Origin of the sequence: Hydrogenothermus marinus, from assembly GCF_003688665.1 — a bacterium.
Classification (GTDB): Bacteria; Aquificota; Aquificia; order Aquificales; family Hydrogenothermaceae; genus Hydrogenothermus; species Hydrogenothermus marinus.
The window spans coordinates 101973-127618 of the sequence record NZ_REFO01000012.1 but is presented as its reverse complement, the minus strand read 5'-3'; the positions used below and the strand labels follow the sequence as shown (position 1 = coordinate 127618).

General features: G+C 27.3%; 25 protein-coding genes. 17 read left to right on the top strand and 8 right to left on the bottom strand.

Features of this window, described 5'->3' with window-relative positions:
- Positions 1-80 precede the first annotated feature (80 nt).
- Genes minC through CLV39_RS05565 form a run of 8 tightly spaced genes read left to right on the top strand, consistent with a single transcriptional unit; the run spans position 81 to position 6474 of the window.
- Positions 81-686 (top strand): septum site-determining protein MinC, encoded by a 606-nt coding sequence (gene minC, locus CLV39_RS05600; protein WP_121923259.1) that lies wholly within the window; start codon positions 81-83, stop codon positions 684-686.
- A 14-nt stretch (positions 687-700) separates the two neighbouring features.
- A complete protein-coding gene (minD, locus tag CLV39_RS05595; protein ID WP_121923258.1) occupies positions 701-1483 on the top strand; it encodes a septum site-determining protein MinD in 783 nt (260 codons plus the stop codon).
- A 6-nt stretch (positions 1484-1489) separates the two neighbouring features.
- Positions 1490-1732, top strand: a complete 243-nt coding sequence (minE, locus tag CLV39_RS05590) for a cell division topological specificity factor MinE (protein ID WP_121923257.1) — start codon at positions 1490-1492, stop codon at positions 1730-1732.
- A gap of 3 nt (positions 1733-1735) precedes the next feature.
- Complete coding sequence (hisG, locus tag CLV39_RS05585) at positions 1736-2362, top strand: ATP phosphoribosyltransferase (RefSeq protein WP_121923256.1); 627 nt, start codon at positions 1736-1738, stop codon at positions 2360-2362.
- The gene (glmU, locus tag CLV39_RS05580; RefSeq protein WP_121923255.1) at positions 2363-3799 is read left to right on the top strand and encodes a bifunctional UDP-N-acetylglucosamine diphosphorylase/glucosamine-1-phosphate N-acetyltransferase GlmU; all 1437 of its coding nucleotides are present in this window, start codon (positions 2363-2365) and stop codon (positions 3797-3799) included.
- Positions 3783-4652: a peptidylprolyl isomerase gene (locus tag CLV39_RS05575; RefSeq protein ID WP_121923254.1), complete on the top strand. Its 870-nt coding sequence runs from the start codon at positions 3783-3785 to the stop codon at positions 4650-4652. Before glmU ends, CLV39_RS05575 begins: the two co-directional genes overlap by 17 nt.
- A 4-nt stretch (positions 4653-4656) precedes the next feature.
- The gene (gene trpD, locus CLV39_RS05570; RefSeq protein ID WP_121923253.1) at positions 4657-5688 is read left to right on the top strand and encodes an anthranilate phosphoribosyltransferase; all 1032 of its coding nucleotides are present in this window, start codon (positions 4657-4659) and stop codon (positions 5686-5688) included.
- On the top strand, positions 5689-6474 hold the full coding sequence (locus CLV39_RS05565) for an SDR family oxidoreductase (RefSeq protein WP_121923252.1): 786 nt from the start codon (positions 5689-5691) through the stop codon (positions 6472-6474).
- On the opposite strand, the gene CLV39_RS05560 is transcribed toward CLV39_RS05565, so the two are convergent.
- From CLV39_RS05560 to CLV39_RS05525, 8 genes are all read right to left on the bottom strand, one after another.
- On the bottom strand, positions 6471-6962 hold the full coding sequence (locus CLV39_RS05560; RefSeq protein WP_121923251.1) for a hypothetical protein: 492 nt from the start codon (positions 6960-6962) through the stop codon (positions 6471-6473). The genes CLV39_RS05565 and CLV39_RS05560 overlap by 4 nt on opposite strands.
- On the bottom strand, positions 6949-7680 hold the full coding sequence (locus CLV39_RS05555; RefSeq protein ID WP_121923250.1) for a sigma-70 family RNA polymerase sigma factor: 732 nt from the start codon (positions 7678-7680) through the stop codon (positions 6949-6951). The genes CLV39_RS05560 and CLV39_RS05555 overlap by 14 nt, the downstream gene beginning before the upstream one ends.
- 2 nt (positions 7681-7682) lie before the next feature.
- A complete protein-coding gene (locus tag CLV39_RS05550; protein WP_121923249.1) occupies positions 7683-8543 on the bottom strand; it encodes a MinD/ParA family protein in 861 nt (286 codons plus the stop codon).
- On the bottom strand, positions 8540-9487 hold the full coding sequence (locus CLV39_RS05545; RefSeq protein WP_121923248.1) for a flagellar biosynthesis protein FlhF: 948 nt from the start codon (positions 9485-9487) through the stop codon (positions 8540-8542). The genes CLV39_RS05550 and CLV39_RS05545 overlap by 4 nt, the downstream gene beginning before the upstream one ends.
- A 123-nt stretch (positions 9488-9610) precedes the next feature.
- Positions 9611-9970: a holo-ACP synthase gene (gene acpS, locus CLV39_RS05540; protein ID WP_121923247.1), complete on the bottom strand. Its 360-nt coding sequence runs from the start codon at positions 9968-9970 to the stop codon at positions 9611-9613.
- Position 9971: 1 nt separating this feature from the next.
- Positions 9972-10460: a shikimate kinase gene (locus CLV39_RS05535; RefSeq protein ID WP_121923246.1), complete on the bottom strand. Its 489-nt coding sequence runs from the start codon at positions 10458-10460 to the stop codon at positions 9972-9974.
- Positions 10457-11689: a TolC family protein gene (locus CLV39_RS05530; RefSeq protein WP_121923245.1), complete on the bottom strand. Its 1233-nt coding sequence runs from the start codon at positions 11687-11689 to the stop codon at positions 10457-10459. The genes CLV39_RS05535 and CLV39_RS05530 overlap by 4 nt, the downstream gene beginning before the upstream one ends.
- Positions 11686-12690, bottom strand: a complete 1005-nt coding sequence (locus CLV39_RS05525) for an efflux RND transporter periplasmic adaptor subunit (RefSeq protein ID WP_147435396.1) — start codon at positions 12688-12690, stop codon at positions 11686-11688. Before CLV39_RS05525 ends, CLV39_RS05530 begins: the two co-directional genes overlap by 4 nt.
- Before the next feature lie 93 nt (positions 12691-12783).
- Between CLV39_RS05525 and CLV39_RS05520 the strand changes: the two genes are divergently transcribed.
- The 9 genes from CLV39_RS05520 (at position 12784) to CLV39_RS05480 (ending at position 25640) form a co-directional block, all read left to right on the top strand.
- The gene (locus CLV39_RS05520; RefSeq protein WP_121923243.1) at positions 12784-15825 is read left to right on the top strand and encodes an efflux RND transporter permease subunit; all 3042 of its coding nucleotides are present in this window, start codon (positions 12784-12786) and stop codon (positions 15823-15825) included.
- Between the two features lie 51 nt (positions 15826-15876).
- Positions 15877-16761 carry a glycine--tRNA ligase subunit alpha gene (locus CLV39_RS05515; RefSeq protein WP_121923329.1) on the top strand — a complete coding sequence of 295 codons (885 nt, stop codon included), beginning with the start codon at positions 15877-15879 and terminating at the stop codon, positions 16759-16761.
- Positions 16758-18872: a glycine--tRNA ligase subunit beta gene (gene glyS, locus CLV39_RS05510; protein WP_121923242.1), complete on the top strand. Its 2115-nt coding sequence runs from the start codon at positions 16758-16760 to the stop codon at positions 18870-18872. Before CLV39_RS05515 ends, glyS begins: the two co-directional genes overlap by 4 nt.
- A gap of 25 nt (positions 18873-18897) precedes the next feature.
- Entirely contained in the window at positions 18898-21330 is a 2433-nt protein-coding gene (gene ppsA, locus CLV39_RS05505) for a phosphoenolpyruvate synthase (protein WP_121923241.1), read from the top strand.
- Between the two features lie 81 nt (positions 21331-21411).
- Positions 21412-22359: a type IV pilus biogenesis protein PilM gene (pilM, locus tag CLV39_RS05500; RefSeq protein ID WP_121923240.1), complete on the top strand. Its 948-nt coding sequence runs from the start codon at positions 21412-21414 to the stop codon at positions 22357-22359.
- Positions 22356-22943, top strand: a complete 588-nt coding sequence (locus CLV39_RS05495; RefSeq protein WP_121923239.1) for a PilN domain-containing protein — start codon at positions 22356-22358, stop codon at positions 22941-22943. The genes pilM and CLV39_RS05495 overlap by 4 nt, the downstream gene beginning before the upstream one ends.
- Positions 22940-23620, top strand: a complete 681-nt coding sequence (locus tag CLV39_RS05490) for a hypothetical protein (RefSeq protein ID WP_121923238.1) — start codon at positions 22940-22942, stop codon at positions 23618-23620. The genes CLV39_RS05495 and CLV39_RS05490 overlap by 4 nt, the downstream gene beginning before the upstream one ends.
- Entirely contained in the window at positions 23617-23853 is a 237-nt protein-coding gene (locus tag CLV39_RS05485) for a hypothetical protein (RefSeq protein WP_121923237.1), read from the top strand. The genes CLV39_RS05490 and CLV39_RS05485 overlap by 4 nt, the downstream gene beginning before the upstream one ends.
- Positions 23850-25640 carry a pilus assembly protein PilQ gene (locus CLV39_RS05480; RefSeq protein ID WP_121923236.1) on the top strand — a complete coding sequence of 597 codons (1791 nt, stop codon included), beginning with the start codon at positions 23850-23852 and terminating at the stop codon, positions 25638-25640. Before CLV39_RS05485 ends, CLV39_RS05480 begins: the two co-directional genes overlap by 4 nt.
- Positions 25641-25646: the final 6 nt, after the last annotated feature.

Genomic DNA, 25646 nt, shown 5'->3' with positions numbered 1-25646 from the left:
CTACCATAAAACAATTATTATAAAATTTCAGAAAAATTATTATATAATAAATTAAACCTAAAATTATTGAGAGAATTAAATTGGGACTTGAGTTAAAAGGTATTACTGTACCTGCTCTTTTAATAAAATTAGATAAAGAAAAAAGTTTTGAAGAAAATTTAAAAGAATTAGAAGAAAAGCTTTCTTCTGCTTTTTTTGAAAATTCTTATGCAGTAATAGATTATCAAGATTTAAACTTAACAAAAGAGCAAATTGATAAATTAGAAGATATTTTAAAAAAATATAATTCTAAAATACTTGGGTATAAGTTCCATAAAACAGAAAAAGATAATAATAGAAAAGAAATAAATAAAATAATTGAAAAAAAAGCTCTAAAAATAGTTAATAAAACAGTAAGAAGTGGACAAAGAATAGAATATGATGGAGATATTCTCATACTTGGAGATGTAAATCCTGATGCTTATATAATAGCTTCAGGTAATGTTATAGTTATGGGTAAACTAAGAGGTATAGTTCATGCAGGAGCAAATGGAGATGAAACTGCTATTGTTCTTGCTTTAAAGCTTATGCCACAGCAACTTAGAATAGCAAGCTTTTTTTCTCGCTCTCCAGATGTTATAGAAGAACCTGAGTATCCCGAAAAAGCATATATAGAAGATAATCAGATATATATTGAAAAAATATAATGAGGTAATTAAAAATGGCACGAGTTATAGTTGTAACTTCAGGTAAAGGCGGAGTAGGAAAAACAACAATAACAGCAAATATAGCAACTGCTCTAGCCAGACTTGGTAAAAAGGTTCTTACAATAGACGCAGATATAGGTCTTAGAAATCTTGATATGATTTTAGGTCTTGAAAATAGAATTGTTTATGACATAGTAGATGTTGTTGAAGGAAGAGTTCCTCCAGAAAAAGCCTTTGTTAAAGATAAAAGAGGACTTTCTCTTTATCTACTTCCTGCGGCTCAAACAAAAGATAAAGATGCAGTAAAACCAGATCAAATGGTAGATATAGTTGAAACTGTAAAAGAAAAATTTGATTATATTTTTATAGATTCTCCTGCAGGAATTGAAGGTGGCTTTAAAACTGCAGCAGCTCCTGCAGAGGAAGCTTTAATAGTAACAAATCCAGAAGTATCCTCTGTAAGAGATGCAGATAGAATAATAGGTTTATTAGAATCTATGGAAAAACAAAAAATGAATCTTGTTATTAATAGAATAAAACTCCATCAAGTCAAAAAAGGAGAAATGTTATCAGTTGAAGATATAGAAGAAATACTTCAAATACCAAAAATAGGTATAATTCCTGATGAAGAAAAAATGGTTGATTTTACAAATAAAGGCGAGCCAATAGTACTTGAAGAAGGTTATAAAGCTGGACAAGCTTTAAGAAATGTTGCTAGAAGACTAGAAGGTGAGAATATACCATTTAATGAATTAGAAGAAAAAAAAGGTATTCTTGGCTGGCTTTTGGGGAGGTAGCTAAATATGGGTTTGTTTGATTTTTTTACTAAAAAAAATACTTCTTCAGAAGTTGCAAAAAAAAGACTTCAGATGGTTTTAGAATATGAGAGAAAAGGTCTACCTCCTAATTTTGCCAGTATTTTACAAGAGGATTTGAAAGGATTATTTAAAAAATATCCTCAATTTGATTCTAATAATGTGGAAGTTGAGCTAAAAGAAGAAAATGGTAAAGATCAACTTTGGATAAGTATTCCATTTAAAGGATAGTATATGGAGAGAATAATAATAGCAGTTCCAAAAGGAAGATTATTTGGACAGACAATAGAAATTTTAAAAAAAGCAGATATTCTTAAAGAAGAAGTAAAACCGGAAAGTAGAAAACTTACAGTCGAATCAGAAGATTTCATTTTTTTACTTGTAAGAGCTAAGGATGTTCCTACTTATGTTGAGTATGGAGTTGCAGATATTGGGGTTGCAGGGGATGATGTTTTACTTGAGAAAAATCCAGATGTTTATATTCCTACGGATTTAAAAATAGGAGCTTGTAGAATTGTTGTGGCAGGGCTTCCAGAAAGTAAAGAAAAATATAGTCATAATTTAACAGAAATAAAAGTTGCTACTAAGTATCCAAAAATTGCAGAAAATTTCTTTAAAGAAAAAGGGATAAATGCTTCTATTATAGAGCTTTATGGCTCAGTAGAACTTGCACCAATTCTTGGACTTACAGATTATATTGTAGATATTGTAGAAACAGGAACAACATTAAGAGAAAATGGCCTTGTTGTAATTGATGATATTAGACCATCTTCTGCAAAACTTATAATAAATAGGGCAAGTTATAAAACTAATAATGAAAAAATATCTGAGTTTATAAATAAACTTGAGAAGGTATTATAAATGAGGCTAAAAGCTGTAATTCTTGCAGCAGGAAAAGGAACCAGATTTAAGTCAGAAAAACCAAAAGTTTTACATAAAATACTTGGAAAACCTATGATTTTTTATGTTAAATCAGCAGTAGAATGGGTAAATCCAGAAGAAATTATTTTTATAGTTGGACATAAAAAAGATGAAGTTATAAAAGAGATAAACTGTGATTCTTGTAAATTTGTAGAACAAAAACATCAGCTTGGGACAGGACATGCAGTAATTCAAGCAATAAAGTATTTTAAAGATTTTGATGGATATATACTTATAATAAATGGAGATACGCCTTTAATAAAAGGAGAGACTTTAAAAGAGGCAATAAACTATCTACAAGCTCTTATAAATTACGAAGGAAGAAATATAAAAGATAAAAATTATCAAAATAAAGAGATTGCTGGACTAATATTAACTGCTACTGTAGAAAATCCATATGGATATGGAAGAATAGTAAAAGAAAAAGCTGGAGTTGTAGAAAAAATAGTTGAAGAAAAAGATGCATCATTTACAGAAAAACAGATAAAGGAAGTAAATTCAGGGATATATATAGTTTATGCACCATATTTAAAAGAAGCTTTAGAAAAACTAAATAACAATAATGCTCAAAAAGAGTACTATTTAACTGATATTGTTAAAATTTTAAAAGAAGAAGATAAAAAGTTTTATACTTTCAATGTTGGAGATCCAACTCAGATATTAGGAGTAAATGATAGATGGCAACTTTCTCAGGCAGAAAATATACTAAAAAATCAGTTTATCTATTTTTGGGCTTTAAATGGTACTACCTTTCATAATCCTGAAACTATTTATATAGAGTTTGATGCTACTTTTGGAAAAGATATAGAGATTTTTCAAGGCTGTTCTATAAAAGGAAATACAGAAATAGATGATGGAACTATTATTTATGAAAACTGTGTAATAAAAAACTGCAAAATAGGAAAAAATGTAAAGATCTATCCAAATACAGTAATTGAAGATAGCATAATAGAAGATAATGCAGAAATAGGACCTTTTGCAAGAATTAGAAATAATACAGTTATAGGAAAAAATGTATCTATTGGAAATTTTGTAGAGATTAAAAACTCTACGGTTGGAGAAAACACTACAGCAAAACATTTAACATATCTTGGAGATGCAGAAATAGGAAAAAATGTAAATATTGGAGCTGGAACAATAACCTGTAATTATGATGGAGTAAAAAAACATAAAACAGTTATAAAAGATAACGCATTTATAGGAAGTGATACAATGCTTGTTGCACCAATTATTATTGGAGAAAATGCTTATACCGGTTCAGGTTCAGTAATTACTAAAGATGTTCCTGATAATGCTTTAGCAGTAGAAAGAACACCGCTTAAAATAATAGAAAATTACTCAAAGAGGAAGAAAAATAAAGATGAACAATCTTGTTAAATATTTATTAATACTAATAGTTGGAATAAATTTTGTATCATATGCAAAAGATAATATAAAGCTTTATGACAAAATAGTAATAATAGTTAACAATAGGCCTGTATTAAAATCAGAAATAGACCTTGCAAAAAAATGGTATAACTTAAAAGATGATAAAGAAGCTGCTAAAAAATTAATAGACAGTATTCTTTTATATCAAGAAGCAAAAAAACATCATATACAAGTTTATCCTCAAGAAGTTGATTCAGCTATTTTAAGAATAGCAAAGTTAAACGGTATAAATTCCATAGATAATTTTAAAAAATTTTTAGAAAAAGAAGATATAGCTTACAATGAATTTTATGATCTTGTTAAAAGAGAAATAACAATTCAAAAATATATTCAGTTTGTTATAAAACCAAAAATTTTAGAAAATATAAAAGAAGCAAATGAGGAAACATATAGAAAAGTAAGAATAATATATTTAAGTAAAAAAGATAAAGATTTTGAAGAAAAATATCAGTTTTTAAAGAAAAAACTAACCGTTGCTAATTTTTCAGATTTAGCAAAAAAATACTCAGATGATCCTATAACCAAAAAAGATGGAGGACTTCTTGGATTTGTTAAAAAAGGAGAACTATTAAAACAGCTTGATGAAAAAGTTTGGAGTATAAAGCCAAAACAGATAGCAGAAGTTAACACAAAAGATGGAATTTATTTTGTATTAGTTGAAAAAGAAGAGAAAAAATTTGTTCCAAAAGATGTAGATATAGACAAGATAAAACAAAAGCTAAATGAAGAACTGAAACTACAATTAAAAAAATTAAAAGAAAAAGCTGTTATACAATATTTAGATAAATCCTTAAAAGGTTAGACTAATGGAGGAAATAAAAAAATTAATAAAGAAAATTACAGAGTTTAAAGATTTAGAAGAGGAAGAGGTTAGATTTTTATTCAATAGCTTAATGGAAGGAAGGTTAACTGATGCTCAGATAGGGGCTGTTCTTACTGGCTTAAAAATGAAAGGAGAAACAATTAAGGAAATTACTGAAGCTGCTAAGGTTATGAGGGAAAAAGCTGTAAAAGTTCCAGTAAAAGATAAATCAAAGCTTATAGATACATGTGGTACAGGTGGAGACAAAGTTGATACTTTTAATGTTTCAACAATTACTGCATTTGTTATAGCTGGAGCAGGTGCAAAAGTAGCTAAACATGGAAATCGTTCAGTTTCTTCAAAATGTGGAAGTGCAGACATAATGCAAGCCTTAGGTGTAAACATAGAAATGACACCTAAAATAGCAGCAAAAGCTATAGAAGAGATAGGACTTGCATTTTTATTTGCACCAATTTATCATCCTGCAATGAAAAATGTAATAAAACAAAGAAGAGAGCTTGGAATTAGAACTATTTTTAATATTCTTGGACCTTTATCAAATCCTGCAGGAGCTAAATATCAATTAATGGGTGTTTATGATGAAAATCTTGTAGAGCCTCTTTCAAAAGTTTTAAGACTACTTGGAATTGAAAAAGGATATGTTGTATATGGTAAAGAAGGATTAGATGAGGTTTCTATCACTTCAGAAACTGTAGTTGGTGAGATAAATGGAGATGAAATTTCAATTTATACAGTAAAACCTGAAGATTTTGGTTTAAAAAGAGCTTCTTTATCAGATATAGAAGGTGGAGATATAGATTGTAATTTACAGATAGCCCTTGATATTTTAGAAGGAAAAGATAACTCTCCAAAAACAGATTTTGTAGCTATAAATTCAGCATTTGCTTTATCTGCTGTAGGTATTGTAGATAATATAAAAGAAGGTGTTCAGCTTGCTAAGGAAACTATTTATACAAAGAAAGCATATGAAGTTTTAGAAAAATTAAGAAATTTCAATAAAGGAGAGGAAAGCTAAATGGAGTGTAAACCTTTAAAAAATAAGCTTGCATTTATAACTGGTGCAAGTAGAGGAATAGGTAGAGCAATAGCTTTAAAGCTTGCTGATATGGGTGCAGATGTAATAATAAATTATTACAAAAATAAAGAAAAAGCAGAAGAAGTAGTAAAACTAATAGAAGAAAAAGGGAGTAAAGGATATACATTACAAGGTGATTTTGGAAAAAAAGAAGATATAGATAAGGCTTTTAACTGGATAAAAGAAGAATTTGGATATCTTGATATTTTTGTTAGTAATGCAGTTGCATCAGGTAGAGAAGTTGTTGGTGGTTTTGCTCCATTTTTAAGACTTAAAGAAAGAGGTACTAAAAGAATTTATGATATTACAGTTTTTGGTTTTATCTGGTCTGTCCAAAAAGCAGTTCCTTTAATGGAAGGAAGAGAAGGAAAGATAATAGCAATTTCTTCAACAGGTACAAAAGATTATATGCCAAACTATGCTATTCATGGCTCTGCAAAATCAGCTCTTGAAGCATTGGTTAGATATGCAGCAGTAGAATTTGGAGAAAAAGGCATAAATGTAAATACAGTTTCTGGAGGTCCAATAGATACAGAAGCTATTCAGCTTTTCCCTAATTACGAAGAGGTAAAAGAAGGAACAATAAAATTAACTCCCCTTGGAAGAATGGGTTTACCTGAAGATATAGCAGGAGTTGTGGGATTTTTATGTACAGATGATGCTAAATGGATTCAAGGTCAAACAATAGTTGTAGATGGTGGTTTATCTCTTGTAAGGGGTCGTTAGTTTTCTAAAGACCCTTTTTTTATCATTTGAGTTATATGTCCAATAGTCATAGAAATATTATTTATATTTTCTTTTAAATCTTTGCTAATATACTTAGAAGATTTTGGATTATCTATGAACATTTCTATTTGGATTAAATTTTGTCCTATCATGTCTAGTATATTTTCACCTTTAATATCAAACTCTTCTAAGAATACAGGTATTTTTTCTGCAACAGAAGGAAATGTAAAAAGTATCCAAGCTAAACTTTCAGAAGATAGTATAAATATATTTCTAAGTCTTTCTGTATCTTCTATTTCATCAAGATATTTTATTAACTGACTTGTTTTCTTTAAACCAGTAGAAAATTTATCTAATATTTCTAAACTTTCTTTATATGTTGGAATATGATTTTCCAGTACATAACTATTTATTTTTGTTTTATTTGAAAATAAAAAATATTCTAAATCACCTATTAGAAAGTCTATATAAATTTCACTCTTTTTCATAATTTACATATTTATTAATTAGTTTTCTTAATTTTAACATAGTTTTTGTATGAATTTGAGAGACTCTTGATTCTGTAATACCTAAAATTTCTCCTATTTCTTTCATAGATAATTCTTCATAATAATAAAGTGTTATTATCAATCTTTCTCTTTCTTCTAATTTTGAAATAGCATTAGCTAATATTTCTTTTAATTCTTTTTCTTCAATATATTTATCTGGAGTATCATCGTTTATTGATATAACTTGCCAAAGTTTTGTATCATTATCTTCATCATTACTAACGTTAGTTTCAATTGAAATTAATCCTGAATTTGAAACTTTTTCTGCATATTTCATATACTCTTCTACAGACATTCCAAGATATTCAGCTATCTCTTCTGTTGTTGCTTCTCTTCCAAATTTTTGTTCTAGATGCAGTATGGCAGACTCAATTTCTCTTGACATTTTTCTTATATTTCTTGGTATAAAATCAAGTTTTCTTAAAGAGTCTATAATATTACCTCTAATTCTTATTTCTGCATATGTTGCTAGTTTTACTCCTTTTGATTCATCATATTTCTCTAAAGCATCTATTAATCCAAGTACTCCTGCTTGAAATAAATCTTCTTCTGTAACAATAGGTGGAAGATTTTCTTTTTTTAAAGAATTTACTATATACTTTATCTTTGGTATAAATTCCTCAATAATTCTATTTCTATCCTTAGTTAACATACCCATTTTTAACCCTCCTTAATCTTAATCCAGCTATTAAAAACTCTTTTCCAGAAATTAGTTTCTGGAGATTTCTTTTTACCACTTATTAAAAAGTTTGCAAAATTATGTATATCTTTAGAATATTTTGAGTTTTTGTCTTCTTTAAAAAGTATATTTCTATCTCTTATAGATTTAGTTAATTTCTCATCATTTCTTAAATAACCATAAAACTCTATCTCTTTTCCTGTAAATCTCTTTAAAATGGAATTCATTCCTTTATAAATCTTTTCTCCTTCTTCAGCAGAAGATACCATATTTACAATAAGTCCTAATTCTAAACTTTCTGGTTTATGCTTAGAAATAATTCTTGAAACTGCATAAGCATCGGCTATAGCAGTAGGATCAGGTGTTGTAATTACTGCAGTTTTATCTGCTGCAAGACAAAAATTAATAACGATTTCATCAACACCTGCAGATGTATCAATTAGCATAAAATCAAAATCATAATAAATATCTTTTAATGAATTTATGAGAAATAGCTGTTGTTCTTTTGTTAGATTGGCAAGTTCTTCAACTCCAGAAGTAGCAGGGATAAATTTTATTCCATATCTTGAAGTATATATTATCTCATTTATTGATTTTTCTCCGGTAAGTAAATGTCCTAAGTTATAAGGTGGTTTTTCATCTAAAAGAATATCTATATTTGCAAGAGCTAAATCTGCATCTAATATAAGAACTCTTTTACCAAGAGTTTGAAGACAGTATGCCAGATTTACTGTAAAACTTGTTTTTCCTACTCCTCCTTTTCCAGAGGTTATAGTTAAAACCTGAAAATCATTGTTTTCTTCTTTAATAAGCTTTCTTAAATCAAAAGCTTGATCTTTCATAGCTTAACAGCCTCAAGTTTTTCAAAAATTTCTTTAAATTCAAAAATATCTGTTGGTACATTTAAACCATTAGTTATGTAACTAACTTTATAAGGAATGTTTGAAAGAGTTATAAATAGTTCCTCTTCAGTTGATAATTCATCAAATTTTGTTAATATTACATGAGATATATTAAATTTTGCAAAGTATTCTAATTCTTTTTTTATGATGCTTTCTTTTTTATCTAAGGAAATAGTTAATATATTTTCACTATTGTTAGTATAAGCTACGTAATTTACAAACTTTTCTATATCTTTAAGTTCTTTTAAATTTCCGGGGGTATCAAAAATAATATGATCATAATCTTCAAAGCTATCTTTATAAGAGATTATATCTTTTTCATTTTTAATTGGAAAAAATGGTATCTGCATAATTTCAGCAAATTTTTTCAAGCTATCAAATCCACTTATTTTAAAGAAATCAAAAGATGCAATAGCTATTTTTTTATTCCTTGAAAATTTTAAAATAGATGCTAATTTTGCTATTGTTGTTGTTTTACCAGTTGCAATTCCACCAAGAACAGTAATAAATTTTTTGGCTAAGCTATTTTCTTCTACCTTTGAGTTTAATAGTTCTTTGTCGTTAGAATTTATATAATTTGAAAAATTTGCATATATATAATCAGATATAAACTCTTTTTTCTTCAAATCTAATGGTTTTAGTTTTATTAAGAAATTTAATAAACTTTCTAATCCTTCAAAATCTTTTTCTGTTTTAAAATTAGCTTCTATAGGATTTTTAAATTTATCATCTGAAAAATCTTTTTTGTTTGGTGATGCAGCAATTATTTCAAGTTTATCTTCTGATTGTGAGATATTAATTATTATCGCATTTTCACCTAATTCGTCATTTATTTTTTTCCAGCCTTCTTGTATGCTTTCTACAATAAATTTTTTCATATACATCTTTCACCCCCTTTTAACATCTGCATGTATACTATAAGCAATATTTATGCCAAATATAATCTTATATATTTTACTTTGCATTAAAAGTTATTTAAAACGAAAAGATGCAAACTTTTTACTGCACTAATCTGTATAAATTATTACAATAGCTGTAGAGAACTTATTTTCATGGGCTATTGATAAGCTTATTTTATAAGCTTTAGAAGGATTTTCTTTAAGGTGCAGTAAAATTTCTGCAGGCTGTCCTTGTTTCCCAATAATTTCTATCTGATTAAAGTATAGAATTTTTTTAAATGCTTGATAATATGCTTTTATACCTGCTTCTTTAGCAGCAAATCTTGCTGAAAAGCAAGGAATACTATTTTTACAGTATTTTATCTCATTTTCTGTATAAATTCTTTTTAAAAACCTATCTCCAAACTTTTCAATAGCTTTTTTTATTCTTTCATTTTCTACTATATCTATTCCAGTATATATTTGCATTTTAAAGCTCTTTTAAAATTTCATTTGCTATATTTTCAGGATTTTTACTATCTACATTTATGCTAATATCTGCTTTAGAATATAATTTTTTTCTATTTTCATAAAGTTTTTTTATATTTTCTATAGGCTGGTTTAGTAAAGGCCTATTTGTATCACCTTCACATCTTTTAAAAACTTCTTCTAAGGAAACATTAAGCCATATTACTCTACCTGAGTTTTTCATAATTTTTAGGTTTCCCTCATCTGCCCCAACACCTCCACCTGTTGCAATAACTAATCTATCTTTTTTTGCAAACTCTTTTAAAATATTCTTTTCTAAATTTCTAAAATATTTCTCTCCTTTTTCTTTAAAGATTTCAGGAATTGTTTTATTTTCTCTTCTTTCTATCTCTTCATCTAAATCTATAAACTGCATATTTAGTTTTTCTGCCAAAATCTTTCCAACTGTAGATTTACCACTGCCCATAAATCCTATTAAATATATATTCATTTTTCCATTCCTACTAATAGTTGTAAATCAAATATTTTTAAGTCAATCTGGTAAATTATATTAAGATATTGTAAGAAAACATCATTATAATTTTTTTCTGCTTCAAGAACATCTACAATATTTGTAAGTTTATATTTATATCTTTCTGTAGCAAGCTTTAAAGCTTCAGCGGATGCTTTTATATTTTCTTCATATGCTTTTGCTTGGATAGTTAAAGATTTTATATCTTCTAAAGTTGTTTCATACTGCTTTTTTAGATCATTTAAAGTGTTTTTGTAATTTAGTTTTTCTTTTATCTTTTCAGACTCTTTTTGAAGAACTTGGCTTTTTTGCTTAAATCCATCAAATATTGTCCAGTTTGCTGAAACTGTTAAAACATAGCCTTTTTTCCATGTTTCTTTTAAAGATGGAAATTCTTTTGTCCTATATGTTTCATATTTTAGATTTAAGTTAACTGTTGGAAAGTTTGATGATGCATAAAAATTTTTTTCTCTTTCTTTTATTTTTATATTTTCTGTAATAATTTTAAGCTGGGTATTGTTTTTTAGGTTATCTTTAGAAGGTATTTCATAAGATATTATCTTAAGGTTTCCTTCTGGATAAACTATTTTATCTAAGAATAAAAATCTTTTTAATTCTATTAAAGCCTTTGTATAATCTGCTTTTGCTTTTTCTACATCTGCTTTAGCAAGCTGATACTGGGCTTTAACCCTATAAAGATTGTATTTATTTGTAAGTCCTACTTTAAACTGATTTTTTATAAATTTATAATTTTCTTCCCAGTATTTTAATGAATCTTCTTTCTTTTTTAAGACTGCTTTATAATAAAGAGCTTTTATATAAAGTTTTTTAGCTGTGTCTATTATTTTAACTTGGGTATCCTTTTTTATTAAATTTTGAAGTTTTATATTTTCTTTTGCTACATTTAAACTTTCAAAAACAGTTTTATCAAATAATTTTTGAGATATTCCTATAGATGCTGAGTATCTATTTTTGAGGGATAATCCTGTAATATAGTTTGGATCATATTTTTGAAAGGTTCCTGTTATTTGTATAGTTGGATATAAATTACTTTTAACTTCTTTTATTTTTTGATAAACCTTCATTAAATCTGCTTCATTCATTTTTATTTGTAAACTATTTTTTTTAGCAATTTCTATTACCTGATTTAATGTAATTGCAAAAGAGGTTGTGGATATAAAAAGAACTAAAATTATTAACTTTCTCATTTAGTTTCCTCAATCTTAACTTTTACTCTTTCTTGAATACCAAAAGGTGCTTCTAAAATAACCTTATCTCCTGATTTTAAATCTCCTGTAGCTATTAGCTTACTTCCTTTTTTACCTACTATTTCTATATCTACTTTTTTAGCTTTTCCATTTTGTATTATCAGTACATAAGCTCCATTTTCTTCAAAATGAACTGCTTTTTCTGGAATCAAGAATCCTTCAATATCTTTTTCTTTTATTTTTACTTTTCCATATAAACCTTCTTTTAATAATGGATTTTGTTTTATATCTGCTTTTACTTTAATCATATTTTCATTATTAAATGAAAATGATATATAGCTAATTTTTCCTTCAAAGCTATCTATTGATGGGATATTAACTTTTACCTTATCTCTTAATCTAATTATTTTTACAAATCTTTGAGGAAGATAAAACACTACTTTTAAGCTTTTTGGATCAACAATGTAAAATATATTAGTTGATTGATTAACTATATCTCCTTCATTTACAAATTTTTTATCTAAAATTCCATTAAAGGGTGCTCTTAAATCTGTTTCTTTAAGATTTTTTTCTAATTTTTTTAACTGCTCTTGAGCTGATTTTAAATCTTCTAATGAAGTTTCTAAATTTCTTTTAGCAAGTAAGAATTGGTCTTCACTTATTAATTGTTTTTCATATAAAAATTTGTTCTTTTTGTAAACTGAAAGATTGTATTTATAAATTTCTTCAAGCTTTTTAACTTGATGTAGCTGCTGATTATACTGGAAATTGTATTCATCTTTTTCTATTTTTGCTAAAATCTGCCCTTTTTTTACTTTATCTCCTTCATTAACGTATATTTTTGTTATTCTTCCACTTACTAAAGGCTTTAAATTTACATATCTATCTGCTTTCAAAACTGCATTTGTTTCATAGTATATTGGTATTTTTTCTTTTTTCAGTGTAATTACATTAACTAAAGCTTCTTTTGCATAAGAAATAGAAATTAAAAAAAGCAACATATAAAATATTCTCAAATTACAATCTCCATTGACTAAAAAGTTTATTCTAAATTATTCTACAATAATAATGTAAATCTATTTCAAGGAGATAAAATGTATAAATTTTTTATAAATAGGCCAATTACAACATGGATGTTTACCCTTGCTTTTATATTATTTGGTCTTTATGGTTTTAAAAATATTCCTGTTGATAGATTCCCAGATGTTGATTTTCCATTTGTGGTAATAACAACAACTTATGAAGGAGCATCTCCTGAAGTTGTTGATTCAAGCATTACAAAGCCTATAGAAGATCAACTTTCTAAAATAAGTGGTATAGAAGCAATAAATTCTCAAAGTTTTGCAGGCGTTTCAAGAATAACGGTTATATTTAATATAGATAAAGATTTAAATTCTGCAGTAGAAGATGTTAGAGATGCAATAAATAGAGTTTCCAAAATTTTACCTGAAGATGCAGATACTCCAATAGTTCAAAAGATAAATACATCTGTAGCTCCTATAATGGCTATTTTATTACATGGTAAAAATGTAGATTATGAAAAGCTTTCTTATTATGCTGATAAAGTTGTAAAAAGAGAGTTTGAAAGGATAAATGGCGTAGGTGGTGTTGCTCTTGGAGGTTTCCAAGATCTTGTAATGTGGGTAAGGCTTAACCCTGAAAAAATGGAAAGTTATAAAATCACTCCTCAAGATGTAATTACTGCATTAAGAAGAAATAATCTTGATATTCCTGCGGGAAGAATTGATTCAAAAGATAAAGAGTATGTAGTAAGAATCTTAGGAAAGATAAAAGATGAAGAAGATTTAAATAATCTAATAATTAAAGGAAATATAAAATTAAAAGATATAGGCTATGCAAAATTTGATTTTGATGAAGTTAGAAGTATAGTTCGTTTTAAATCTGCAAATTCTAAAAAATCAGATAGGGCAATAGCTTTAATTATTTATAAACAAACAAAAACAAATACTGTAAATGTTGCAGATAGAGTAAAAGAAAAAATTAAAGAACTTAATAAGAAACTTCCAGATGGAATAAGATTAGATATTAATTATGATTCTTCTGAATTTGTTAAAAAAAGTGTTAAAGATGCTATCCATGAAATAATTGTAGGAGCTATTCTTACTGCTATTACTATATTTTTATTCTTAGGTAGTTTAAGAATGACTTTTATTCCATTTATGGCTATACCTGTTTCATTAATTGGTACAGTCTTTTTAATGTATTTATTTGGATACTCTTTAAATACAATATCTTTAATGGCTATGGCTGTTGCAGTTGGCCTTGTAATTGATGATGCTATTGTTGTTATGGAAAGTATTTTTAGAAGAAAAGAAGAAGGCCTTGATTCTAAGGAAGCAGCAATTGTTGGTACAAGGGTTGTAATATTTGCCATCTTAGCATCTACTGCTTCTTTAATTGCTATTTTTATTCCAGTTTTATTTATGAAAAGTGTTATAGGTAAGTTTTTTTCAAATTTTGCATTTGTTTTAATTACTGCAATAGCAATTTCCTATATTATTTCTTTAAGTTTTACTCCTTCTGTTTCAAGATATTTAGTTAAAGTAGGAAAAGAAAATATTTTTAGAAGAATTTACTCTAAGTTTGAAAATATATTTGATATAACCTTAAGATGGAGTTTAAATCATAAATTAATAGTTATTTTTATTGCATTTATTACCATTATTGGAGGTTTTAGTTTAAATAAATATGTAAAGAAAGAGTTTTTTCCAATTGTAGATGAAGGAAGATTTATTGTTAGATTTGAAACACCAACAGGTTCTTCTTTTGAGTTTACTAATCAAAAAGCTAAGGAAATAGAAAAAATCTTACAGAATAATCCTTATATTCTTAGATATGGACTTGCTTTTGGTGAAGGAATAGTTGGAAGGCCTGAAGTAAATGGAGGAATGTTTTTTATTACTTTAGTAGATAGAGAAAAAAGACCTCATCAAAAAATAGTTATGAAGCAATTAAGAGAGCAGTTTTCTAAACTAAAAGATATAAAAGCTATAGTTGATTTACCAGGGGCAGTTGGAGCACATTTAGGAAGGTCTGCAGATATTATGTATATAATAAAAGGTCCTGACTTGAAACAGCTTGCTAATATATCTTCTAAAATAATAGATAAATTACAAAATATGAAAGGATATGTAGATGTAGATACAGATATTAGAATTACAAAACCAGAAATTGAAGTTTTAATAGATAGAGATAAAGCCATAAAAGATGGAGTTTCTATTAAAGATATTTCTGATGCTATACAAATAATGTTTTCAAAATATGTAGCAGGAAGTTATGAAAAAGGTTCAGAAAGTTATGATTTGGCTGTGAAAATATATAAAAAATATCTAAACAAATTTGATGCGTTAGAACATATTTATATAAGAACAAAAACTGGAGAGCTTGTTCCAGTTGATAATTATATAAGGCTAAATTTAACTGCCGGATATAATGTAATTAATAGATACAATAAACAGTATGCAGTTACTATATATGCAAATCTTCAAGGAAAATCAACAGGTGAAGCAATAAAAGAAGTTGAAAAATTAATAAAAGAAAATCTACCTATTGGATATACTTATGAAGTAGGAGGACAAACAAAAGAGTTTAAAAAAGCATTTAGTTATCTGGGATTAGCTGTCATAATTGCAGTTATAGCTATTTATATGATTTTAGCATCTTTATTTGAAAGTCTTTTACATCCTTTTGCAGTTTTACTTATGGTTCCATTTTCAATATTTGGGATATTTGGATTTATAATCTTAACTAATACAAGCTTAAATGTAGCATCTTACTTTGGTATTATTCTTTTAGTTGGAATTATTACAAGGGACGCAGTTTTATTTATAGATAGAATTGTACAATTAAAAGAAAAATTACCTATAAGAGAAGCTATTTTACAAGCAAGAAAAGAAAGATTAAGGCCAATACTTATGACAACATTTACAATAATAGCATCTTTAATACCAGTAGCTTTTGGTTTAACAACCGGTTCAGAAATGAGACAACCTATAGCAATTGCAATTATAGGAGGGCTTATAACTGCTCTTCCTTTAAGCTTATATGTAATACCTATAATTTATGAAATTTTTGATAAAGTTGAAATGTTTATAAAAAGAAAGCTTATAAGATAGAAGTTTGATATAATTATTAAGATTTTTTAACAAATTAAGGAGAAAGGGTTGATAACTTTTCAAGAAATAATACAGACCCTACAAAATTTTTGGACAAAACAAGGATGTATTTTATGGCAACCGTATGATATAGAAACAGGTGCAGGGACAATGAACCCTGCAACATTTTTAAGGGTTTTAGGACCAGAACCTTGGAATGTAGCTTATGTTGAGCCATGTAGAAGGCCAAAAGATGGAAGATATGGTGAAAATCCAAATAGACTTCAACATTACTATCAGTTTCAAGTTATTTTAAAACCTGCTCCAGAAAATCCACAAGAGTTATATTTAAAAAGTCTTGAAGCTTTAGGGATAGACTTAACAGCCCATGATATAAGATTTGTTGAAGATGATTGGGAAAGTCCAACTCTTGGAGCTTGGGGGCTTGGTTGGGAAGTTTGGCTTGATGGAATGGAAATAACTCAATTTACATATTTCCAACAAACAGGTGGATTTGATTTAGAAGAAATAGCAGTAGAGATAACTTATGGACTTGAAAGAATAGCAATGTATTTACAAGGTGTTGATAGTGTCTATGACATTTTATGGTCTGAAGGATTAACATATGGTGATATATATAAAGAATCAGAAAGACAATGGTCAATATATAATTTTGAAGAAGCTGATATAGATATGCTTTTTAAAACTTTTGATATGTATGAGAAAGAAGGATTTAGACTTGCGGAAAAAAATCTTCCTATTCCTGCTTATGATTATACATTAAAGTGCTCTCATATATTTAATCTGCTAGATGCAAGAGGAGCTTTATCTGTAAATGAAAGAGCAAGATTTATAGCAAGGGTTAGAAATCTTGCAAAAGAGTGTGCAAAAAGATTTTTAGAGCAAAGAAAAGAACTTGGATATCCATTAATAAAAAAAGAAAAGGTAGGTAAATGAAGTATTTACTTGAGATAGGAACAGAAGAACTTCCTCCTAAAGCAATAAATATTGCAAGAGAATTTTTAAAAGAAAAATTAAATGAGATTTTTCTAAATTTTTTTGAGTATATCTCTCCAGAAAATATAGAAGAGTTTGCAACACCAAGAAGATTAGCATTTTTAATTAAAAATTTAAAAGAGAAAGAAGATTCAGAAAAACAAGTTTTAATAGGTCCACCTGCTAAGGTAGCAATAGATAATGAAGGTAAATTCACAAAAGCAGCATTAGCTTTTGCATCTAAAAATAATATTCCTATTGAAGATTTAAAAATAATAGAAAATGAAAAAGGAAAATACATAGGTGCAGAAATTATAAAAGAAGGAAAAAATATAAGAGAAGTTATAAAAAAAGAAATTCCTGAAATAATATCTAAAATACCATTTCCAAAAACAATGAAATGGGATAATTCTAATTTTAGATTTTCTCGACCTGTAAGATGGGTTGTTTCATTACTTGAAAAAGAAATAGTAGAGTTTGAAATTGGAAATATAAAAGCAGATAGATATACCTATCTTCATAGATTTATGACAAAGCCAGTAGGGAGAGGAGAGAAAAAGGAAATTCAAGAAGCAGGTGTTTATGAAGAAATAACTAAAATGGGATTTATAATTGGTAAATATGAAGAAAGAAAGAAAGCTATCCAAACTCAAGCAGAAGGATTTGCAAATAGTTTAGAAGCAACATGTATATTAGATGAAGAACTATTAGATGAAGTTGTAAATCTTACAGAATTTCCAGTTGGAATATTAGGAGATTTTTCGCCAGAATACTTAATACTTCCAAAAGAAGTAATAATTACTGTATGTAAATCACATCAAAGATATTTTAATTTTGAGAAAGATGGCAAATTAATACCAAAATTTTTAGCATTTTCTAATACTGCAGTTAAAGATAGAGATATTGTAAAAAAAGGATATGAAAAAGTATTAAAAGCAAGATTAGAAGATGCTTTATTCTTCTATGAAGAAGATTTAAAACATAATTTAGAAGAGTTTTATCCAAAACTTGAAGGTATACAGTTTCATCAAAAACTTGGTTCAGTTCTTGATAAAGTTAAAAGAAATGGAAATATAGCAACCTTAATAGCAAAGAATATAGATTTTAAAGAAACAAAAGATTTAGAAAGAGCAAATAAACTTTCAAAATGTGATCTCTTAACAGAGATGGTAAAAGAGTTTGATGAGCTTCAAGGCATAATGGGAATGCATTATGCCTTAAAACAAGGAGAAAAAGAGGAAATAGCTAAAGCTATATATGAGCATTATCTTCCTATATCATCAGAAGATGATTTACCACAAACAAATTTAGGAACAATTTTAGCTTTAGCAGATAAATTAGATACTGTAATTTCTTTTATTTCCATAGGGGAAAAACCAAAAGCAACTGCAGATCCATTTGCAGTTAGAAGAGCAGCAATAGGAATTGTAAGAATTTTAGTAGAAAAACAGATAGATATAAATTTAGAAACTTTACTTAATGAAATAGAAAAAGAAGCTAAGAAAAAGTATATTTTAGCCTTTGCAGGAATAAATAAAAATTGGGAAGTAGAGTTTGAGAAAAATATAAAACCTGAAATATTAGACTTTATTGTAGGAAGATTTATTGCATATATGAAAGATAAAGGATTTTCCACAGATATTATAAATGCAGTAGTTTCTACAGGAGATTTTAATTTATATAGAAATTACCTAAAAATTAAAGCTATACAAGAATTTAAAGAAAGTCCTGATTTTAACGAAGTAATGACTGTATTTAAAAGAGTTGGAAGAATAATTCCTGAAAATTTCCAAGAAAAATTTGACAAGTCATTTTTAGAGCAACAAGAAGAAAAAGATTTATATGAAAAATATGAAGAAATAAAAAATGAGTTTGAAGAGGAAATAAAACAAAAAGATTATAAAAACGCTTTAGCTACCTTATTAAAATTAAAACCTTATATAGATAAATTTTTTGATAATGTAATGGTAATGGTAAAAGATAGCCAGAAAAAAAATAATCGCTTATCTTTATTAAAGAAAATAGATAATATGTTTAAAAAAATAGCAGATTTTACAAAAATAACAACTTAGTTAAGATATATTAGGAGGATAGATTATGTCCAAAGAAAGATTATTAGTATGGTTTAATGAAGTTGGGATAGAAGATGTTGATTTAGTTGGAGGAAAAAATGCTTCTCTTGGGGAAATGATAAAAGGATTATCCCCTTTAGGTATTAAAATCCCTATGGGATTTGTAGTTACTGCTGCAGCTTACAGATACTTTATTGAGTATAACAATCTAAAAGAAAAGATTAAAGAGGCATTAAAAGGATTAGATGTAAATGATATAGAAGATTTAGCAAAAAGAGGATTAAAAGTTAGAGATATGATTAAAGGCGGGGAATTTCCAGAAGATCTTAGAAATGAAATTATCAAGTATTACCATGAACTTAGTAATATGTACAACCAACCTTATGTAGATGTTGCAGTTCGTTCTTCAGCAACTGCAGAAGATTTACCTGATGCATCTTTTGCAGGACAGCAAGAAACATACTTGAATATAAAAGGTGATGAATCTTTATTAATTGCAATTAAGAACTGTTTTGCATCATTATTTACAGATAGAGCAATATCTTATAGAGAAGCTTTTAAATTTGATCATTTTTCTATTGGTCTTGCAGTTGGGGTTCAAAAAATGGTTCGTTCTGATTTAGCTGCTGCTGGAGTTGCATTTTCCTTAGATACCGAAAGTGGATTTAAAGATGTTGTTTTAATTAATGGTTCTTATGGACTTGGAGAGATGGTTGTTCAAGGAGCAGTTACTCCAGACGAATTTTTGGTATTTAAACCAACCTTTAAAGAAGGTTATGAAGCTATAATTGAAAAAAAATTAGGTAGAAAAACTCACAAAATGGTTTATGGTACTACAGAAGAAGAAAGAGTAAAAATAGTTCCTGTATCTAAGGAAGATCAGAAAAAGTTCTGTTTATCAGATGAAGAAGTTCTCAAACTTGCAGGCTGGGTAATGAAAATAGAAGAGTATTATTCTAATAAATATAATAAATGGACACCTATGGATGTGGAATGGGCAAAAGATGGTGAGTTAAATGAGTTATTTATTGTCCAAGCAAGGCCAGAAACAGTTCACTCAAGAAAAGATCATTCTAAAATAACTGTTTATAAGATAACAGAGCCTATTGAAGAAAGAAGAAAAAAAGTAATTACTGAAGGAATAGCAGTAGGTGATAAAGTAGCTTATGGAAAAGTAAAAATAATGCATTCCCTTGAAGATGCAAAATATTTTGAAGCAGGGGATATTCTTGTAACAGATATGACTGATCCAGATTGGGAACCTATAATGAAAAAAGCAGGAGCAATAGTTACAAATAGAGGTGGTAGAACTTGTCATGCAGCAATAGTAGCAAGAGAACTTGGAGTTCCTGCAGTAGTTGGTACAGGTAATGCTACAGAAGTATTAAAAAATGGAATGGATGTTACTGTTTCCTGTGCCGAAGGAGAAGTAGGATATGTTTACAAAGGAAAAGTTGATTATGAAGTAGAAGAAATAGATATATCAACTCTTCCAAAAACAAAAACACCTATTTTAATGAATATAGCTACACCAGAAGGAGCATTTGATTACTCTTTCTTACCAAATGAAGGAGTAGGCCTTGCAAGAGAAGAATTTATCATTAATAACTATATTGGTATTCATCCATTAGCATTAATCCATTTTGATGAAATTAAACAAAAAGATCCAAAACTTGCTGAGGTTATAGAGGATAAAACTTTTGGATATGATAACAAAGAAGAGTTCTACATAAAAAGATTATCTTATGGTATTGCAAGAATTGCAGCAGCATTTTATCCAAAACCTGTGATTGTAAGATTTTCAGATTTTAAATCTAATGAGTATGCAAATCTAATAGGTGGCCAATTATTTGAGCCAAAAGAAGAAAACCCAATGATAGGTTGGAGAGGAGCTTCAAGATATTATTCAGAAAAATTTAAACCTGCTTTTGGCCTTGAATGTAAAGCAATACTTAGAGTTAGAAATAAAATGGGATTAAAAAATGTAAAAGTAATGGTTCCATTCTGTAGAACTCCTGAAGAAGGTGAGAAAGTACTTAAAGTTATGGAAGAATTTGGACTTAAAAAAGGAGAAAATGGCCTTGAAGTTTATGTAATGTGTGAGCTTCCTTCTAATGTAGTATTGGCAGATCAGTTTTCTAAGCATTTTGATGGATTTTCAATAGGTTCAAACGATCTTACTCAATTAACTCTTGGACTTGATAGAGATTCTTCTTTAGTTGCACATATTTATGATGAAAGAAATGACGCAGTAAAAAGACTTATATCTCAAGTAATAAAAACAGCAAAAGAAAATGGAAGAAAGATAGGTATTTGTGGACAAGGTCCTTCTGATTATCCAGATTTTGCACAATTTTTAGTAGAACAAGGTATTGATACAATATCAATAAATCCAGATGCAGTCTTAAAAACTACAAAAGCAATATATGAGATTGAGAAAAAGTTAGGAATCCAGTAAATTTTTAATAAGAGGGATACTTAGAGTATCCCTCATTAAATACGAAAATGTAAAATATATACTAAGGATTAGGGAATAAAAATGAAATTTTTAAAAAGTATAAAATTTCCTATTATAAATTTAAGATTTTTTTCTAAAACCCAGTATTCTTTGGGAATTCAGATAAATAAAGAATCGGCAAAAATTGCATATTTAGAATCAACCTCTAAAGGGTTTAAACTCCCTATAGTACCTTTCCAAATAAATTTACCAGAAAACGAAGAAGAAGCAGGAAATATAATAAAAGAAGAATTAGAAAAAAGGAATATTAAACCTACAAAAGTAGTTTCAGGACTTTCTTCTTCATCAGTATTATTTAAAACATTAAAACTTCCGAAGGTCAGTAAAGAAGAGCTTATAGATGCAATAGAATACAATATAAAAGAAGAATTAAATACTTTAAAAGGATTAGCATCTTATGATTTTGATATTATTGGTGAAGAAAAGGATTTTTTTGAAATATTAGTAGTTATTGGTAAAATGAAAGATATAGAAAGAATAAATACTATACTTAAATATGCTAGCATAAAAACAAATATAATAGATGCAGATCCTTTAGCTTTGATAAATATGGCTCTTTTATACCAAGAGAAAACTGAAAAAGAAGAGAATATATGTATAGTACATTTTGAAGAGAAAGAATCTTATTTAACTTTTTATCATAAAAATGTTATTATCCAAAGCTTAAATTTTTCTAAGGAAAATTATGAACAGTTATCACCTGATGATAAAGAGATTGCTGTAGAAAATCTTATAAATGAAATAAATTATTTCTTTTTAACTATTCATGAGCCTGAAAACATATACTTATCAGGATATGCTTTTAAATTTCCAGAAATTAAAGAATATATGCAATTAAAATTTGGAAGAAGATTTAATCTAGAATATTTAGATCCTGTTGAGATTCTAAACATAGATTATAATGGTAGTACACCTTTAGGAATTTATAATGTACCTTTGGGACTTGCTTATAGAGGTTTCTTAGAATGATTAAAATAAATCTAAATCCAGAAAAAAGGAAAAAGAAAGAAGCAAAATTCCCATCCTTAGAGTTAGCTAAATTCTCAGTTTTAATTTTTACTCTTCCTATTATTTTTATAATTGGAGCTATTGTTTATATTTACTTTTTAGAAAATAGTATTTCTAATTTAAAAGCAGAAAAAAATAAATTAACAAAAGAAAAACAAAAATATATTTATGTAGAAAGAAAACTAATTAGAATAAAAAAAGAATACTCAAAACTTCAACAATTAATAAAAGAATTAGAACTAAAAAGAAAAATTTATGAAAAACTGACTATATCAAAAGTAAACTTTAATAAAAATTTTGAAATTGTAGGTAAAACTTTACCTGAAGGTATATGGTTAGATCATATATATTTATCAACAAATAGATTTAATTTTAAAGGATATGCTTTTGATCCTAAAAAAATTTCACTATTTTATAATAATCTAAACCAATATTTTGAAAAAGTTAATTTTGATTCTACCAAAAGAGAATCTAATAAAATGAATAGTTTTTATTCTTTTAGTCTAAAAGCTTCAGGCTTTAAAAGTAAGGGGGAAAACCATTGAATCTGGAAGATTTAAAAGCTCAGTGGCAAGAGCTTGAAAACTGGAAGAAAATATTAATAGTTGTTATCCTAACAGGTGGAATATTATATTTAATATACAGTTTCAAGATAGAGCCTTTAACTACAGAAAAACAAAAATTAGAAGAGGAAATTTCTGGGTTAAAAAATCAGATAGAACTTTTAAAAAAAAGATTTAATAAAAATCAGATTGCAAAACTTGAAAAAAAGCTAAAAGAAATAAATAAAGAGAAAAAAGAAAAAGAGGAAGAAATAAAAAAGCTTAAACAGATAATTCCAGACAAACCAGATTTAGGAAATACCTTAAAAACTATAACATCTAATATTGAAAATACCAATTTAAACTTAATTGAGTTAAATAAAAAACCTGAAAAAACAGTTTTAATTGTTTATGATGAAAAAGCAGATAGAGTTGATTTTAAACAGTTAAGAAAAAACAATAGAGAAAGGTTAAAAAATAGTAAAGGTATTTTATTAGGAGAGCTTAATTTTGAAATTAAATTAGAAGGAAACATAAAGGATTTAAAAAGATATATAAATAATCTATATAATTCAAAAAGATTAATATCTATAAAAAGCTTAACAATAGATATTAAAGAAAAAGGAACTCAATTTAAATTAATAGTTTCTTCATACTACATAAGAGGTAAAGAAAAATGAAAAAGTTTATCCTATTTATTATTTTAATTTTTCAATTTTCAATGGCTGAAGAAAATTATCTTTATGATATAGGTAATACAGTTGGTTATATAAAGGACAATAAAGGAAATAAATATCTTGTTATTGAAACAAAAAATGGAGCAAAATTAATAAAAACTAAAGAAAATCCCGAAGATTTAGTTAAGGATAAATTTGGATTAACAAAAAAAGAGTTTAGTGGGGATGAAAAATGAGATATAAAGTTATACTATTATTAATTTTTGTTTTCCAGATCATATATGCAAATGCACAAGTTAAAATCACAGCAGAATTTTACAATGCAAAATTAGGAACAATTATAGATGCTTTAGCAAAATTAGAGAACGAAAATATTATTTGGGATGAAGATACTAATAAACTAAAAGATGAAAAGGTTAGTATAATTATAAGAAAACCTTTATCTACAAGTCAGTTATTTAAAACAGTATTGAAAGAGTATGATTTAACATATTTAAAAAATGGAAATCTAATAACAATAAAGAAATTAGACAAAAAATTATTTACAATACCTACAGAAATAGTATTATCCTTAGGTAAAGAAACATTTTTTTCTATATACTCTTTTATAAAATCAAACTTAACAACTGCAGGTAAAATAAAAGCATTTCAAGAGACAAACACAATTTATGTAGAAGATACTAAAGAAAATATTGCAAACCTTGAAAAACTATTTGATGCATATATTAATCCTTTAGAAGAAAAAGCTAAAAAGGTTGCAAAAGAAAAAGAGCTTTATAGTCAATTAATAAAAAAAGAAATAAAGGTTCCACCTGATAAATTTAAGGAAATAGAAGATGAGCTTGTTGAAAAATTATCCCCTGTTGGTAAATATCATTATGATAAAAAAACACAAATTTTACAAATATTAGAAACGAAAGAAAATTATGCACAAATAAGTAAAATAATAGCTAAGCTTAATAAAGTTAATATAACTACAAAATGCTTTTATGTTAGATCTTTAGAACCAAATGAGTTATTACTTAATATTAGAGAAAGTTATTTATCTCAATATGGCTCTTTAACTTTTAAATCTAAAGAAACACAGACAACTCAAACTGGAAGTACTACACAAACTTCTTCTACAGCTACAACTAATACAGCAGCAAGAAATAGTTTTAATATAAATAATAATATAATTACATCATTACCTAAGCTATGTATTACAGATTTACCTATGGTTATAGAGAAGATAAAAAATAAATATTCTGGAATACTAATAAATAGACCTTATCAGATAGTTATAGAAGCAAGAATTATACAAATTCAATCCAGTTTTATAAGAAATTTAGGTATCCAATGGGGCGGAAACTACACAACATCTTCAGCAGGGGTAAGTTATTCAACAGGAAGTGGTTTTAATACTACTTTTGATCCATTAACTGGACAGGCTGGATATAACTATATGTTTGATTTTCCTGCAGATGGGGTTTCAATAGGAACAGGAGCAGCTATAGGTTTCTTAGTAAGTGGAGCTAAAGGTGCCTTAGATTTAAGGCTTTCTGCTTTAGAACAGATAGGAAAAACTCAAATATTATCAAGACCAAAAGTTATTACAATAGATGGAGAACCTGCTGAAATATCTCAAGGTATAGAAATTCCATACCAATCTTCATCTGCAAACTTAGGTACTAATGTTCAGTTTAAAGAAGCTCTTTTAAAACTAAATGTTATACCAAGGACACTTCCAGATGGAAATATTGTAATGAATATAACCCTAACTCAAGATATTCCAGATTTTGGTAAAGCTGTAAATGGACAACCACCAATAAATACAAAAAGTATTACAAGTAGAGTTGTAGCAAAAGATGGTTCAACAATAGTAATTGGTGGAATACTTGAAAAAACAGATACAACATCAACGACAGGAACACCGGGATTACATAGAATACCTATTTTAGGTTGGTTATTTAAGAAGAAATCTATACAAACAGAAAATAGAGAGCTTTTAATATTTATATCACCAAAAATTGTTTATGAATAAGGAGGG

Bases quoted from the DNA above. Each gene is read 5' to 3' on its own strand.
- CLV39_RS05555 (WP_121923250.1), bottom strand. From the start codon at position 7,680: ATGGGTATGTTAACTAAGGATAGAAATAGAATTATTGAGGAATTTATA.
- CLV39_RS05480 (WP_121923236.1), top strand. From the start codon at position 23,850: ATGAGATATAAAGTTATACTATTATTAATTTTTGTTTTCCAGATCATA.
- CLV39_RS05535 (WP_121923246.1), bottom strand. From the start codon at position 10,460: ATGAATATATATTTAATAGGATTTATGGGCAGTGGTAAATCTACAGTT.
- hisG (WP_121923256.1), top strand. From the start codon at position 1,736: ATGGAGAGAATAATAATAGCAGTTCCAAAAGGAAGATTATTTGGACAG.
- minE (WP_121923257.1), top strand. From the start codon at position 1,490: ATGGGTTTGTTTGATTTTTTTACTAAAAAAAATACTTCTTCAGAAGTT.
- CLV39_RS05575 (WP_121923254.1), top strand. From the start codon at position 3,783: ATGAACAATCTTGTTAAATATTTATTAATACTAATAGTTGGAATAAAT.
- CLV39_RS05565 (WP_121923252.1), top strand. From the start codon at position 5,689: ATGGAGTGTAAACCTTTAAAAAATAAGCTTGCATTTATAACTGGTGCA.
- CLV39_RS05545 (WP_121923248.1), bottom strand. From the start codon at position 9,487: ATGTATATGAAAAAATTTATTGTAGAAAGCATACAAGAAGGCTGGAAA.
- pilM (WP_121923240.1), top strand. From the start codon at position 21,412: ATGAAATTTTTAAAAAGTATAAAATTTCCTATTATAAATTTAAGATTT.
- CLV39_RS05525 (WP_147435396.1), bottom strand. From the start codon at position 12,690: ATGTTGCTTTTTTTAATTTCTATTTCTTATGCAAAAGAAGCTTTAGTT.
- CLV39_RS05550 (WP_121923249.1), bottom strand. From the start codon at position 8,543: ATGAAAGATCAAGCTTTTGATTTAAGAAAGCTTATTAAAGAAGAAAAC.
- acpS (WP_121923247.1), bottom strand. From the start codon at position 9,970: ATGCAAATATATACTGGAATAGATATAGTAGAAAATGAAAGAATAAAA.
- glmU (WP_121923255.1), top strand. From the start codon at position 2,363: ATGAGGCTAAAAGCTGTAATTCTTGCAGCAGGAAAAGGAACCAGATTT.
- ppsA (WP_121923241.1), top strand. From the start codon at position 18,898: ATGTCCAAAGAAAGATTATTAGTATGGTTTAATGAAGTTGGGATAGAA.
- CLV39_RS05560 (WP_121923251.1), bottom strand. From the start codon at position 6,962: ATGAAAAAGAGTGAAATTTATATAGACTTTCTAATAGGTGATTTAGAA.
- minD (WP_121923258.1), top strand. From the start codon at position 701: ATGGCACGAGTTATAGTTGTAACTTCAGGTAAAGGCGGAGTAGGAAAA.
- trpD (WP_121923253.1), top strand. From the start codon at position 4,657: ATGGAGGAAATAAAAAAATTAATAAAGAAAATTACAGAGTTTAAAGAT.
- CLV39_RS05530 (WP_121923245.1), bottom strand. From the start codon at position 11,689: ATGAGAAAGTTAATAATTTTAGTTCTTTTTATATCCACAACCTCTTTT.
- CLV39_RS05485 (WP_121923237.1), top strand. From the start codon at position 23,617: ATGAAAAAGTTTATCCTATTTATTATTTTAATTTTTCAATTTTCAATG.
- CLV39_RS05520 (WP_121923243.1), top strand. From the start codon at position 12,784: ATGTATAAATTTTTTATAAATAGGCCAATTACAACATGGATGTTTACC.
- CLV39_RS05495 (WP_121923239.1), top strand. From the start codon at position 22,356: ATGATTAAAATAAATCTAAATCCAGAAAAAAGGAAAAAGAAAGAAGCA.
- glyS (WP_121923242.1), top strand. From the start codon at position 16,758: ATGAAGTATTTACTTGAGATAGGAACAGAAGAACTTCCTCCTAAAGCA.